The organism is Streptomyces sp. NBC_01381 (assembly GCF_026340305.1).
Taxonomy (GTDB): Bacteria; Actinomycetota; Actinomycetes; order Streptomycetales; family Streptomycetaceae; genus Streptomyces.
The window spans coordinates 377,461-389,838 of record NZ_JAPEPI010000003.1 but is presented as its reverse complement, the minus strand read 5'-3'; the positions used below and the strand labels follow the sequence as shown (position 1 = coordinate 389,838).

General features: G+C 72.2%; 13 protein-coding genes and 1 pseudogene. 5 read left to right on the top strand and 9 right to left on the bottom strand.

The features are described 5' to 3' along the window. The first annotated feature begins 8 nt into the window (after positions 1 to 8). Positions 9 to 875 (top strand): (2Fe-2S)-binding protein, encoded by an 867-nt coding sequence (locus tag OG453_RS40005; protein ID WP_266873888.1) that lies wholly within the window; start codon positions 9 to 11, stop codon positions 873 to 875. 96 nt (positions 876 to 971) lie between these two features. Further along, positions 972 to 2,054, top strand: coding sequence for an isopenicillin N synthase family oxygenase (locus tag OG453_RS40000; protein WP_266873627.1), 1,083 nt, complete (start codon positions 972 to 974; stop codon positions 2,052 to 2,054). A 13-nt stretch (positions 2,055 to 2,067) separates the two neighbouring features. Here the strand turns inward: OG453_RS40000 and OG453_RS39995 are convergent, their stop codons facing one another. Continuing rightward, positions 2,068 to 2,799 carry a Clp protease N-terminal domain-containing protein gene (locus tag OG453_RS39995; protein WP_266873626.1) on the bottom strand — a complete coding sequence of 244 codons (732 nt, stop codon included), beginning with the start codon at positions 2,797 to 2,799 and terminating at the stop codon, positions 2,068 to 2,070. 74 nt (positions 2,800 to 2,873) lie between these two features. Then, on the bottom strand, positions 2,874 to 3,524 hold the full coding sequence (locus tag OG453_RS39990; RefSeq protein WP_266873625.1) for an HD domain-containing protein: 651 nt from the start codon (positions 3,522 to 3,524) through the stop codon (positions 2,874 to 2,876). 117 nt (positions 3,525 to 3,641) lie between these two features. Between OG453_RS39990 and OG453_RS39985 the strand changes: the two genes are divergently transcribed. After that, the gene (locus OG453_RS39985) at positions 3,642 to 4,628 is read left to right on the top strand and encodes a GlxA family transcriptional regulator (protein ID WP_266873624.1); all 987 of its coding nucleotides are present in this window, start codon (positions 3,642 to 3,644) and stop codon (positions 4,626 to 4,628) included. Positions 4,629 to 4,641: 13 nt separating this feature from the next. Here OG453_RS39985 and OG453_RS39980 read toward each other — a convergent pair whose 3' ends face one another. The 4 genes and pseudogenes from OG453_RS39980 to OG453_RS39965 form a co-directional block, all read right to left on the bottom strand. Further along, on the bottom strand, positions 4,642 to 5,913 hold the full coding sequence (locus OG453_RS39980; RefSeq protein WP_266873623.1) for an MFS transporter: 1,272 nt from the start codon (positions 5,911 to 5,913) through the stop codon (positions 4,642 to 4,644). A 159-nt stretch (positions 5,914 to 6,072) separates the two neighbouring features. Then, positions 6,073 to 6,555, bottom strand: coding sequence for a GNAT family N-acetyltransferase (locus OG453_RS39975; RefSeq protein WP_266873886.1), 483 nt, complete (start codon positions 6,553 to 6,555; stop codon positions 6,073 to 6,075). Between the two features lie 90 nt (positions 6,556 to 6,645). Continuing rightward, a pseudogene (locus tag OG453_RS39970) lies at positions 6,646 to 7,047 on the bottom strand (Fur family transcriptional regulator); the annotation flags it as partial. A 181-nt stretch (positions 7,048 to 7,228) separates the two neighbouring features. Further along, positions 7,229 to 8,497: an aminotransferase class I/II-fold pyridoxal phosphate-dependent enzyme gene (locus OG453_RS39965; RefSeq protein WP_266873622.1), complete on the bottom strand. Its 1,269-nt coding sequence runs from the start codon at positions 8,495 to 8,497 to the stop codon at positions 7,229 to 7,231. Positions 8,498 to 8,625: 128 nt separating this feature from the next. Here OG453_RS39965 and OG453_RS39960 point away from each other — a divergent pair, with 128 nt between their 5' ends. Continuing rightward, entirely contained in the window at positions 8,626 to 8,982 is a 357-nt protein-coding gene (locus tag OG453_RS39960; protein WP_266873621.1) for an iron chaperone, read from the top strand. Here the strand turns inward: OG453_RS39960 and OG453_RS39955 are convergent. Continuing rightward, positions 8,954 to 9,376, bottom strand: a complete 423-nt coding sequence (locus tag OG453_RS39955; protein WP_266873620.1) for a DUF4345 domain-containing protein — start codon at positions 9,374 to 9,376, stop codon at positions 8,954 to 8,956. The two genes, OG453_RS39960 and OG453_RS39955, sit on opposite strands and share 29 nt — an antisense overlap. A 132-nt stretch (positions 9,377 to 9,508) precedes the next feature. Here OG453_RS39955 and OG453_RS39950 point away from each other — a divergent pair, with 132 nt between their 5' ends. Continuing rightward, positions 9,509 to 9,943 carry a PPOX class F420-dependent oxidoreductase gene (locus tag OG453_RS39950; protein ID WP_266873884.1) on the top strand — a complete coding sequence of 145 codons (435 nt, stop codon included), beginning with the start codon at positions 9,509 to 9,511 and terminating at the stop codon, positions 9,941 to 9,943. On the opposite strand, the gene OG453_RS39945 is transcribed toward OG453_RS39950, so the two are convergent. Further along, positions 9,921 to 10,970: a tetratricopeptide repeat protein gene (locus tag OG453_RS39945; protein WP_266873619.1), complete on the bottom strand. Its 1,050-nt coding sequence runs from the start codon at positions 10,968 to 10,970 to the stop codon at positions 9,921 to 9,923. The genes OG453_RS39950 and OG453_RS39945 overlap by 23 nt on opposite strands. Positions 10,971 to 11,149: 179 nt before the next feature. Then, entirely contained in the window at positions 11,150 to 12,340 is a 1,191-nt protein-coding gene (locus OG453_RS39940) for a hypothetical protein (RefSeq protein ID WP_266873618.1), read from the bottom strand. Positions 12,341 to 12,378: the final 38 nt, after the last annotated feature.

Sequence of the window (12,378 nt, the reverse complement as noted above, 5' to 3'; positions counted from 1 at the left end):
GAGTGCCGCTGACCGTGGCCCCGGCGATGGCGCCGACCGCCACCGCCCTGAGCCCCGCCGCCCTGCTTGCCGCGACCTACCAGAGGCTCGCCGCGCGGTGCGAGACGCTTGCCGTCACGGTCGCGAAACCCGGCTTCCCCGCGGGTCAAGGGTGGCTCACCGGTGCGGAGTTGGCGGAACGGCAGGACGCCCGCACGGCGTTCGTCGAGGCCGAGGCCGCCCGCATCCGGGCCGGCCATGACCACACGCCCCGTCCGGACGTCGCCGCGTCCCGCGCGCTGCACGGCTATCTCTGGTCCGTCTCGCTGCTGATGAGCGGCGCGTGGTACCTGGAACGGCGCGTGCCGCGCATCCGGCCCGCCGACGTGCGGGTCGGCCTGACGACCGGGGACTTCGAGGTCGTCCCCGGCTCCTTCGCCTGCTTCCCCGACGACCCGGCCGCCGGACTCCCCGGCGTGCGTGTGCTGCCGGACGAGGAGTCGCTGCGCACCGAACTGCGCGCGGCGGTGGTCGCGCACATGCGGCCGCTGCTCGATGCGATCGGCCCTCAACTGCGGCGCGGGCCACGGGCGTTGTGGGGCATGGCGGGCGACGATCTGATCTCCGGGATCTGGTACCTGGGCCGGATGCTCGGCCAGGAGGAGGAGTCGCTGCGGGCCGTCGACGCCCTGCTTCCCGGACCCGTCGAGCCCTTCCCCGGCGGCGCCGCCTTCCGGCATCTGGCGACCCGTGACGGGGCGCGCCATCCGACCCGGACGCGCCTGGGCTGCTGCCTCTACTACACGATCCCGGCCGCCGACGCGTGCGGAACCTGCCCCCGAGTCTGCGACGCCGAACGGCTGCGCAGGCTGGAGGCGGAACGCGCCGGTGCCTGAAGGGGCTTGAGCGCGGCGCCACCCGCGCCGCGCGCCGCCGCGCCGATGTCTCCGCTCCCCGTAGCATCGCGCCGACGCCCACGACAGGAGCCGCCCATGTCCCGGTCCACGACTGAGCCCTCCGGGCCGTTCGCGGTGCCCGTCATCGACATCACGCCGTACGTGGCGGACGGCGGCCCAGAGGCCGAACGCGCCCGCGTGGCACGGGAGATCGACGACGCCTGCGCGCGCGTCGGCTTCGTCCAGATCCTCGGCCACGGCATCCCCGACGCGATCCTGGACGGCCTGACCGGCGCCGTGGACGCCTTCTTCGTCCTGCCTCTGTCGGCGAAGAAGGCGTACCGGGTCACCGGGGCGAACCGCGGCTACAGCCCACCCAGGAGTGAATCGCTCAGCCTGAGCCTCGGCGTCGAGTCCGCGGCGCGCATGAACGACTTCTTCGAAGCGTTCAACATCGGCACGGAAGCCCGCTCGTTCCCCGGACTCGACCTCTCCGAGGACGACTACGGACTCAACGTCTGGCCCGCCGAGGTCCCCGGCTTCGAACCCGCGGTGCGGGGCTACTTCGAGCAGGCGGGCCGGGTGGCCCGCACCCTCACCCGGATCTTCGCCGACGCCCTGGGGGAGCGGCCGGACTTCTTCGAGCCGCTCACCGACCACTCCATCGATGTACTGCGCATGAACAACTACGCGCTGCCGGAAGGGACCGTCGCCCTCGACGGCGACCTGATCGGCATGAGTGAGCACACCGACTTCGGCCTGGTCACCGTGTTGTGGGCGGACCAGGTCGCCGGGCTGCAGGTGCTCGGGGCCGACGAGGTGTGGCATGACGTGACCCCCGTCGACGGCGCGCTCCTGGTCAACGTCGGCGACCTCACCGCCCGGCTCACCAACGACCGCTGGATGTCCACGCTGCACCGCGTCAAGCCGCCGATCGTCGACGGCGGCATCGTCCGGCGGCGCTCCGCCGCGTACTTCCACGACGGCAACGTCGACGCGGTCATCGCCACCCTGCCCAGCCATCTGGACGCCGCCGATGAACTGGCCTACGAACCGATCCTCGTACGCGACCACATCAAGGCGAAGCTGGCGGGCTCCCGGCAGGGCAAGGCGAACGCGGCGGCCGTCCGGGAGGCGGCGCGGGTGCTCGCCGCCGCCGAACGGGAGGGCCGGGCCTGAACTGCCGCTGGTGTCAGGCCTGTTCGTGGGCGGCGCGGATCGCCTCCACGGCCTGCACGATGTTCGCCTCGGCGGTCGCCTTGTCGATGCCGAGGCCCGCGAGCGCGCCCGCTCCGTCCTCCGCCTCGAGGAGCGCGAGCAACAGGTGCTCGGTGCCGATGTAGTTGTGGCCGAGGCGCAGGGCCTCACGGAAGGTCAGTTCGAGGACCTTCCGCGCGGGCGCGTCGTACGGAATGAGGTCGGGCACCTCGCCGACCGCGGGCGGCAGGGCGTCGGTGATCCTCTCGCGTACGACATCGAGGTCCACGCCCTGCGCGACGATCGCCTTCGCGGCGAGCGCGTCCGCTTCGGTGAGCAGGCCGAGGGTGAGATGAGCGGTGCCGATCTCGGCGTTGCCACCGGCCCGCGCCTCCTCCTGCGAGGCCATGACCACCTTCCTGGCCCGCTCGGTGAAGCGGCTGAATCCCTGCCCGGGATCGAGATCGGACGCGTCGCCGGGATCCTTGGGCACGAACCGCTTCTGCGCGGCCTGCCGGGTGACGCCCATGCTCTTGCCGATGTCCGTCCAGGAGGCGCCCGAGCGCCGGGCCTGGTCCACGAAGTGGCCGATGAGGTGGTCCGCGACGTCGCCGAGGTGATCCGCGGCGATGACGGCGTCGGTGAGCTGGTCGAGGGCGTCGGTGTGGACCTTCTTGATGGCGTCGATGAGGTCGTCGAGACGGATGGGATGCGAGGGCTGCGTCATGTGTCAACCGTAGGTTGACAGTCCTGCGACCGTCAACCCCGAGTTGACACTTCCGACTGCTCCGCCTGCTCCGCCTACTCCGCCCAAGGGGAGTTCCGGATCACCTCGACGAAGTCGCCGCGGGTGTGGCCCGGGACGAAGTGCGCGAGGACATCGGCCTTCACATTGCCGAAGGCGGTCTCCGGCTTGGGCGCGACGCCCTCGGCGAACGCCTCCAGGATGCGCCGCTTGAAGTCGGGGCGCGGGTGCAGCGCGGTGATCGCGGCACGGTCCTCGGCCGTCAGGTCGTCGTAGCCGATGCCCAGGACGTCGTACTCGACGCCGGCGGTGACCAGTGCGACCTCCGGCTCCATGAACTCGGGGACGCCCGGCGTCGTGTGGAGGGCGATGGCCGTCCACACCCGGCGCACGCCGTCCGCGGGAACGCCGTGGCTCCGCAGGAAGCGCCGCGCCTCGTCGGCCCCGTCCACCTCGAAGCGGCGGCCGCTGCCGTGGAACCGCTCGGCCAGGCCCAAATCGTGGAACATCGCCCCGATGTAGAGCAGTTCGGGATCAAAGCTCAGCCCGCGTCGAGCGCCCTGCAGGCTGCCGAACCAGAAGACGCGGCGGGAGTGGTGGTAGAGCAGCTCGCTGGTCGTGTCCCGCACCAGCTCGGTGGCCGCGGCGGCGAGGGCGGTGTCGGGGACGGAGATTCCGGCGGCGGTGGAGGTGTCGGTGGCGTTCATGGAGTGACTCCTTCTTCTTGGTGGGATCCAGCCTGCTCGCGGCGGGCACCGCACGGCCATGTCCCTGCGGACAGGTACCCCACACATCTGGACACGCTCTCCGGCTACCGTGGACCCGTGCCCAAGGAGCCGGACCGACCCCGCCCCCACCACGTGTACGTCCTCGCCTTCGACGGCGTACGCCTGCTCGACGTCGCCGCACCGCTGGAGGTCTTCACCACCGCCGCCCGCTACACCGGAGGCGGCTACGTGGTGCGGGTCTGCACCCCCGACGGGCAGGACGTCACGACGTCGACCGGACTGCGGATCGCGGCCGACCTGCCGGCGGCCGATGTGCGCCGTGCGGACACCCTGATCGTGCCGGGCCACGCCGAACGCGTCACGTTCGCCGGACGGGCCGAACTCGTCGAGCTTGTGGGCCAACTGGCCGACGCTGCCCGGCGGTTGGCCTCCGTGTGTACGGGAGCGTTCGCGCTCGCCGCCGCGGGCCTCCTGCGCGGGCGCCGGGCCACTACGCACTGGGAGCACGCGGCGCAACTCGCCCGGCTGTACCCGGACACCGACGTGACGGCGGACGCCATCTACGTCCAGGACGGCCCGGTCTTCACCTCGGCCGGGGTCACGGCGGGCATCGACGTCTGCCTGGCCCTGGTCGAGCAGGACCACGGTCCCGACCTCGCCCGCCGGGTCGCCCGTGACCTCGTCGTCTTCCTGCAACGGCCGGGCGGGCAGTCCCAGTTCTCCGCCGCATCGCGCACCCCGGCGACCGGCCACCCGGTGCTCCGCCCGCTCCTGGACGCGATCGCGGCCGACCCGGCGGCCGACCACCGCCTCGCCGCCCTGGCCGCGAAGGCCGCGGTCAGCCCCCGCCACCTGACCCGCCTCTTCAGCCGGCAGCTCGGCACCACCCCGGCCGCGTACGTGGAGTCCCTCCGCTTCGAGGCAGCCCGCATGCTCCTCGAACGCGGCGCCGGTGTCACGGACGCGGCCGAACGCAGCGGCCTCGGCAGCGACGAGACGCTGCGCAGGGCCTTCGCCCGACACCTGGGGACGACACCGTCCGCGTACGCGGCGCGCTTCCGTACGACGGCGGTCAGAGCGTGACGGGGGCGGGTTCCTAGGGGGTGTCGGCGGCCAGACCCTCGGGGGCGGGTCCGTCGTGGCTGGTCGCGCAGTTCCCCGCGCCCCTTCGGGGCGCCTCCGCCCAGCGCACCGCCGGCCCCATCGCAAGGCCGGCGACGAGGAAGACGCCTCCCAGGAGCAGCCATCCCGGGACGCCCCACATCACCAGGAGCCAGGTGAGCAGGAGCGGTCCGAGGGTGCGGGCGACGGGGACGCCGGTGCCGAAGAAGCCCTGGTACTGGCCCACTTGGTGCGCGGGGGCCAGGTCGAAGCCGAGCTGCCAGGAGCCCGCGGACTGCTGCATCTCGGCGACGACCTGGAGCACGGCCCCCACGGCGAGGACCGCCACCGTCGCCCACACCGGCAGGCCCGCGGCCGAGCAGGCGAAGACCACGCACGACGCGAGCATGACCAGGCCGGAGCGCCGCACCGCGCGGGTCGCCGTGCGCGGTCCGCCGACATCACGGGCCATCCGGACCTGGAAGGCCATCACCGCAAGGGTGTTGAGGACGAAGAGCGCCGAGACAAGCCAGCTCGGCGCGTTGGTCCGCTCCACGATCCACAGCGGAACGGCGAGGCTCAGCAGTGGCATCCGCAGCAGCAGAACCGCGTTGAGCGCGGTGACGACGGCGTAGGGCCGGTCCCGGAGCACCGCGAGGCGCGGCTCGCCCTTCGCACGGGCCGCGGAGCCCGGCACCACGGGCAGCCGCAGCAGCGTGACCGCGCAGAGCAGGAAACCGGCCGCGTCCAGCGCGAAGACCGCCAGGTACGCCTCACGCGTGTCATGGCGCAGGGCGAGACCGCCGAGCGCGGCGCCCACGGCGAGCCCGGCGTTGAGCGTCGACTGCAGGCGGGCGAGGACGCCCGTACGCGCCGATGGCTCCACGAGTCCGGCGAGCAGCGCCTGCCGCGCCGCGGCGAGCCCGCACTGCGCGACGGCGTACAGGACGGCGGCGAGGAGGAAGGGAACGAAGGACCGGATGAACAGGAAGGAGCCGACCGACGCACTGGTGGCCAGGGCGAGCAGCACGGCCGTTCCGCGCGGCCCCTGCCGGTCGGCGAGCGCGCCCAGCGGGACACCGGTGACGGAACCGATCGCCCAGGCGATGGTGAGCGCGAGCCCGATCTGGGTGGGGGAGAGGCCGACGACGCGGGTGAAGTAGAGGGCCGAGGTCACGTAGTACGCGCCGTCGCCCAGTGAGTTGCTCAGCTGGGCGACGGCGAGAACACGTGGCGCTCCGGCCGGCGGAAGGATCTGATGCGGCACAACTCTCCCCAGGTCAGCGGCGGTTGGGCCGTCTGGCGAATGTCCTGATGGGGAGAGGTTAGGCAGCTGAGTGGTTCGGTCCCTGGACCATTTGCGGGCCGCCGGCTTGGGCCAATTGGTGCGGCCGCTGCGAGCGGACGCCCGGCCGTCACGCCTTCGCTAGGCCCCCGGCGGACGCACCATGTACACGTCGATCGGGTCCTGCTCCTCGACGCTGAACCCATGGCGTTCGTACAGCCGCCTGGCGGCGCTGCCCTGCAGGACGTTCAGGCGGACGAGGTCGCCGGCGGCGTCGGTCCGGTCGAGCAGCGTCCGCAGCACGGCCGAGCCGAGGCCTCGGCCCTGAAGCGCGGGGTCGAGATAGAAGTGCTCGAGCCACTGCCCGTCATCGGCGGGACGCAGCGTGACGCAGCCCGCGAAGGCGCCGTCGATGACGATGACCGAGGTGTGGCGCGGCGAGAAGGAGTCCCGCAGCCGCTGGCGCACCCGGTGCTCGTCGAACCGGCCGAGCCGCTCCAGATCCGGGCGCATCACCGTCGCCCGCAGCTCGGCGATCACCTCGACGTCCGTGGGCTCGGCGGCCCGCAGGGCCCAGGCCGGGGCGGGAAGCTTCACCGGCGACTCGTCTGTACGCGCATTCATGGCCGCAGTATTCCTGGCCGGCGCCTGGCGGCATGGAGTGGTCTCATCGGCGGCCTGGCAGCCGGCGCAGACGCCGCTCAGTTCGAGGGTGTGCTCCAGGCCGGCAAAGCCGGTGCTCTCGCCGAGGCGCTCGGCCCACCGCTCGACGACCTCGGCGTCGACCGGCTGGCTGCGCCCGCAGCAGCGGCAGATCAGGTAGTGACTGTGCTCGTCCGTGGGCCGCTGCAGATACAGCCGCTCGCCGCCTTCGTCGCGTACGACGTCGACGAGTCCCGCGCGGCCCAGCTCGCGCAGGGTGCGGTAGACCGTGGTCAGCCCGACCGTGCTGCCGGAGGCGGCCAGCACGGCGTGCAGTTCCTGCGCGGAGACGAAGTCCTGGCATCGGCCAAGGGTTTCGAGGACGGCGGTGCGCTGCCGAGTCCTGCGCAGGCCCCGCTCGGCGGCGCGGCTGTCCCGCGAGGCCGGCGGGGCCGCCGGCCGGGCATGGCTCATGGGGGGCTCCTTGGCGGAACGGTGCCGGGTGGAGCCCCCATGCTAAATGAACACGGTTTTCAAGTCGACGCGGTTCCGTGCCCCGAAGGGGCGCGGGGCCGTGACATGTGCGGCTTCGCCGCGTGGGCGCGACCAGCCACATGCGACCCGCGGATTTCGTACCGGTCTTCCAGCGGAGCGCTCAGCTCGCCTGCTTCTCGTACCCCACGAGCCGCACGCACACGGTCAGACCCTCGATGGCCTGCTCCAGCTCCGTGAGCCCGGGGTAGCTGGGCGCGATGCGGATGGTGGCGTCGCGCGGGTCGTCACCGTACGGGTGGGTGGCGCCGGCCGGGGTCAGCACGATGCCCGCGTCGGCGGCACGGCGCACGACCTCCTTCGCGCAGCCGTCCGGCACCTCCAGGGTGACGAAGTAGCCGCCCTTGGGGTCGGTCCACCGGGCAAGCCCGGTCGAGCCGAGCTCGGCGTCCAGGATCCGGGCAACCGTCTCGAACTTCGGCTGGAGCAGCGCGCGCTGGCGCTCCATGTGGGCCCGCACACCCTCGGCGTCCCGCAGGAACAGGACGTGCCGCAGCTGGTTGATCTTGTCAGGGCCGATCGACCGCTTGGAGTTGTTGGCGACCAGCCACTGCACGTTCGCCGGGGACGAGCCGAAGAAGGCGACGCCCGCGCCCGCGGCGGTGATCTTCGAGGTGGAGCCGAACACGAAGGCGCGGTCGGCGTGGCCCGCGTCCGCGCAGGCGGCGAGCAGATCGGCGATCTCGGCGGGCTCGTCGGTGAGGTGGTGGGCGGCGTACGCGTTGTCCCAGAAGATCCGGAAGTCGGCCGCGGCGGTCTCCATGCGGGCAAGGCGCGCCACGGTCTCGTCGCTGTACGTGACACCGTCGGGGTTGCTGTACTTCGGGACGCACCAGATGCCCTTGACCGCCGGGTCCTCGGCGACGAGGCGCTCCACGACGTCCATGTCCGGGCCGTCGGCCGTCATCGGCACCGGGATCATGTCGATCCCGAACCGCTCGCAGAGCGCGAAGTGACGGTCGTAGCCGGGCGCCGGGCACAGGAAAGCGATCCGCTCCTGGTCCACCCAGCGCGACTCGGCCCCCGGCAGCACGCTGAGCAGGGCGTGCACCAGGCAGTCGTGCATCAGCTCCAGGCTGGAGTTGCCGAGCGCGAGCAGCTGCCCGGCCGGCACCTGCAGCACACCGGCGAAGATCTCGCGGAGCTCGGGCAGGCCCTGCAGGCCGCCGTAGTTGCGTACGTCCGTGCCGTCGGCGGCGGTGTGCCGCCCGCCCGGCAGGCTCAGCAGGTCGTCGGAGAGGTCGAGCTGCTCGGGCGCCGGCTTGCCCCGCGTGAGGTCGAGCTTGAGCCCGCGGGCGACAAGGGCCTCGTAGTCCTGCAGGGCCCGCTCGCGGAGCCCGCTCAGGGCGTCGGCGCTCAGCTCGGTGGTCATGGGTGTGTCCTCTCACTGCTGGTGGCGCGGCCCGTACTGGCGCCGGGGGGCTTCCGTCCTGCCTGCCGAGGATACAAACCGGCAGGACCGGGCACGCCCGCCGGGGCGTCCCGGCCTACCCTCGGGGAATGGTGCAGAGCGCGGCTGAAGACGTGACCGGCTACCTCGCCGAGGTCCCCGACGGGCGCAGGCCCGCCCTGACCCGGCTGCGGGAGCTCTGCCTGGCGGAGCTGCCGGGCTTCGACGAGGTCATGGCGTACGGGATGCCCGCGTACGCGCGGAACGGCACCGCCGAGATCGCCTTCGCCGCCCAGAAGCAGTACGTCTCCTTCTACCTCCTGCGCGGCGAGGTGCGCGAGGCCTTCGAGGAGCGTCTTGCCGGACACGACATGGGCAAGGGCTGCCTGCGGTTCCGCAAGGCGGAGAACATCGACTTCGACCTGGTGCGGGATCTGCTCAGGGCGACTGCGGCTCTACCTGTGTGACCCGGCCCCGGAGCGCCTTCTCCTCGGCGTCCGCGAGCCAGAAGAGCAGCGGGGACAGCACCAGTTCGAGCACGCCAAGGGCGACCTGGAAGTCGTGCGGCCAGCCGTCCACAGCCAGCGAGAGCAGCCGCCCGAGCGCGCCGAGCAGGAACACTCCGGTCAGCACCCGCACCGCCGCCGCGGGGATCGGCGACTGGCGGGCCGCCCAGAGCCAGGCGAGGCCGTACCCCGCGAAGATCGCGCCGAAGAACCGCCCGAGGCTGTCGATCGTCGCACCGGCCGATTCCGCGCCCGGGATCGAGGCGTTCCCGAGCAGCACGTGAAAGAGCCCGATCGCCACACACGCGTACCCCATCGCGAGCACGAGCCCGCGGAGCACCTTCGCTCTGGCCATGATCAACCATCCCCCAACTGCCAGTAGACACGTCCACCATGCCTCGAACAGATAGTAGACATGCGTAAGATCGCGCAACCAACGTCGGTGCGCAGCGGGGCCGGCATCGACACAGAGCTCTGGAGCGGGGACATGGACGAGGCGACGGCGCGGCGGCTCGGTGCGGGGAAGTATCTGCTGGTCACCAGCTACCGCAGGAACGGCACCCTGGTGCCGACCCCCGTCTGGGTGGTGCAGGACGGCACCGCCCTTGGCGTCTGGACCGTCGCGGACTCCTGGAAAGTCAAGCGGATCCGCAACCGCGCCGACGTCCTGGTCGGCCCCTGTGATGCACGGGGCAATCCCACCGGCGAGCAGATCCCCGCCACCGCCGAGATCTGCCACCCCGCGCAGACGGCCCGCTACCGCACCCTCATCACCCGCAAGTACGGCCTGATCGGCAGGCTGACCCTGCTCGGCAGCAGGCTCCGGCGCGGCCTCGACGGGACGGTGGGCATCCGCATCACGCTCACGGACGGCACCGACGCCGCTGATGGCACGGGCGTCACCGACGCGTCGCCGAGCTGAGCTCCGTACCTTCCTCCGCGTCGATCTCCGACCGGAAGGCGACGGCCATCTCGCGCGCCTGCCGCAGCCCGATCCTGGTGAAGTCCCGCTCCAGCTCGGCGAGTTCGGCCAGTGTCTCGGCCCGGTCGCGGCCGAGCCGGGCGCGTGACTTCACCAGGCCGAGCCGTGAAAGGGCGATGCCGCGCGGCTCCCGCATGGCACGGAACTCCTCGAGCGCGATGGCGTACGTCTCGCGCGCCGCCCCGTAACTCCCGTCCCGGTACAGGACGTTGCCGCGCATCTTGTGGTTGTAGGCGAGCGCGCTCGCCAGATCCATGGCGCGGCAGATGACCTCCGCCTCCGACAGGAGTTCAAGGGCCCGCTCCGTCTCGCCGCGCAGCGACAGGACGTCGGCGACCCCGCGCAGCGACCAGGCGCGCCCCCGCGCGTCCTGCGCGTCCGTCGCGATCCGGACGCACTCGGTGAACAGTTCGAGGGCCTCGGCATGGTCGCCGGCGTTGCGCCGCATCTGCGCTATGCCGGACATCGCCCACACCATGTGCCGCGCCTCGCCGTGCGCCCGGCCCTGTTCGAGCAGCTGCTCGTGCAGCGCCGCGACGGCCGCGTAATCGCCCTGGATACGTCCCGTCTCGGCGAGCCCGGCCAGCGCATAGCCATGGGCGAGCCGTTCCCCGCTGTCGGCCGCGAGCGTGACCCCCCAGGCGAGCAGCCGCCGGGCGAGCCGCAGTTGCCCGCACTGGCGGGCGAGCGTGCCGCCGCTCCACAGCGCCCAGGCCATGGCGCCGGCGTCCCCCGCCGCACGTGCGCTGCGGTAACTCTCCCGCCAGGCGGCGCGTGCCTCGTCCACCCGGCCGAGCCGCCGTCCCGCCTCGGCGAGGGCGAGTGCGGCGCGCGCCCTCTCCAGTGCGGTGTCCGCATGGGAGAGGGCGCGGCCCGCCGCCGCGTGCACCTCCTCGTAGGAGGAGTTCACTCCAAGTGCCGAGCCCAGTTCCCCCTGGTACTCGGGCGCGAATGCCTTGCCGTGCATAGATCCATGACCTCTCGATCAACTCCGTACGCCGGTCTCCGTACGTTGATCAAGAAGCTACGAGCTATGCGCGGTGCGGCGAATCCCTCCGCGTATGGGTCATTCCGTACGACTCCAGGGCTACGGGTGGGGCCCATGGTCATCATCGGGACGTACGGGGGAGTGGGGGTCCGCGGTCGTCAGCCGGCGTCCTGCGCGGTGTCCGGCGTGGCATCGAAGGCGGGCATGTCGTCGAAGACGGCAACGGCGTCGGCAGCGGCGGCGACAGTGGCGGCACCGGCGGGGGCGGAGCCCGCCGTCGCGGCCTGAAGGGCCGAGATGCACGCGGCGATCGACTGCTGCAGCTCCTCGAGGCGCAGCAGCATGTCGTCCTCGTAGATGTCGTCGACCTCGGCGTCGTCGAAGGTCAGCTCCTCGAAGACCTTCGTCGCCTTCTGCAGGCTGCTGTAGAACTTCGCGCGGCGCTCCTGGACCCGCAGCTGCGGATCGCTCTGGACGGTCTGCGCGACCAGGTCCTTCACGGTGTCGTACGCCTCGCGGGCCCACTCGCCGGAGTCCTCGCCGTCGTCCAGCTCGTCGATGAGGGACAGATGCCGCTCGGCCTCCTCCTTCAGCTCGGCTGGCGCGTCGATGAGCTGGCCCGCCGGGGTCTTGACCTGTCCCTTGTCGACGATCTGGCGTACGTAGTCGACCCGGTCGCCGGCCTTGGCCTCGGCCGCGACCGCCTTCTTGAGGTCGTCGGCGCGGACGATGTCGCGGACGAGCTCCGTACGCAGCGCCGGGTCCTCGTCGAGCCGGTCCATCAGCGCCTTCCGCGCCGCCTCGGCGGTGCCGGGGTCGGCGAGGATCGCGGCCCTGAGCGCCGTCGGGTTCTCGGCCACCTCCAGTGCCTTGGTGGGGCGGATGCCCTCGGCCTCGGCGGCCTCCGTGATCGCGTTGCCGCGCGGGGTGAGGGCGCTGGAGCGGGACGTGTAGTACGTCAACCAGGCGTCGGCGTCCGGAAGTTCGATGTCCACGCCGGGCGTGAGCGTCTCGAAGTGCGGGACGAGACCGTCGTCGGCCGCCTTGTCCCAGGCCTTGTAGTAGCGCATGACGCGGTCGGCCGAGCAGCCGGCCAGCTCGCTGAACTCCTTCGCCGAGACCTTCGGCGTCTCGTCGGCGGCCTGCTCCTGCGGGCTCTGTCCGCCGGGCCGCACACTGCGCGCGACCTTCAGGGCGAAGGCCCAGCCGCCGGTCCGCGCGTAGGCCCCGAACTCGCGGGCGTCCCGGGCCACCGGGTCGGGCACGTCGGCCGACGGGGCGGCCGCGGCGGCCGCCGTGGTGTCGGTGGGCGTGTCGGCTGCGTCGGACGGCGCAATGACAAGAGTCACGAAAGGTTCTCCTGGGTGGGTATGACAACTATCTGAGA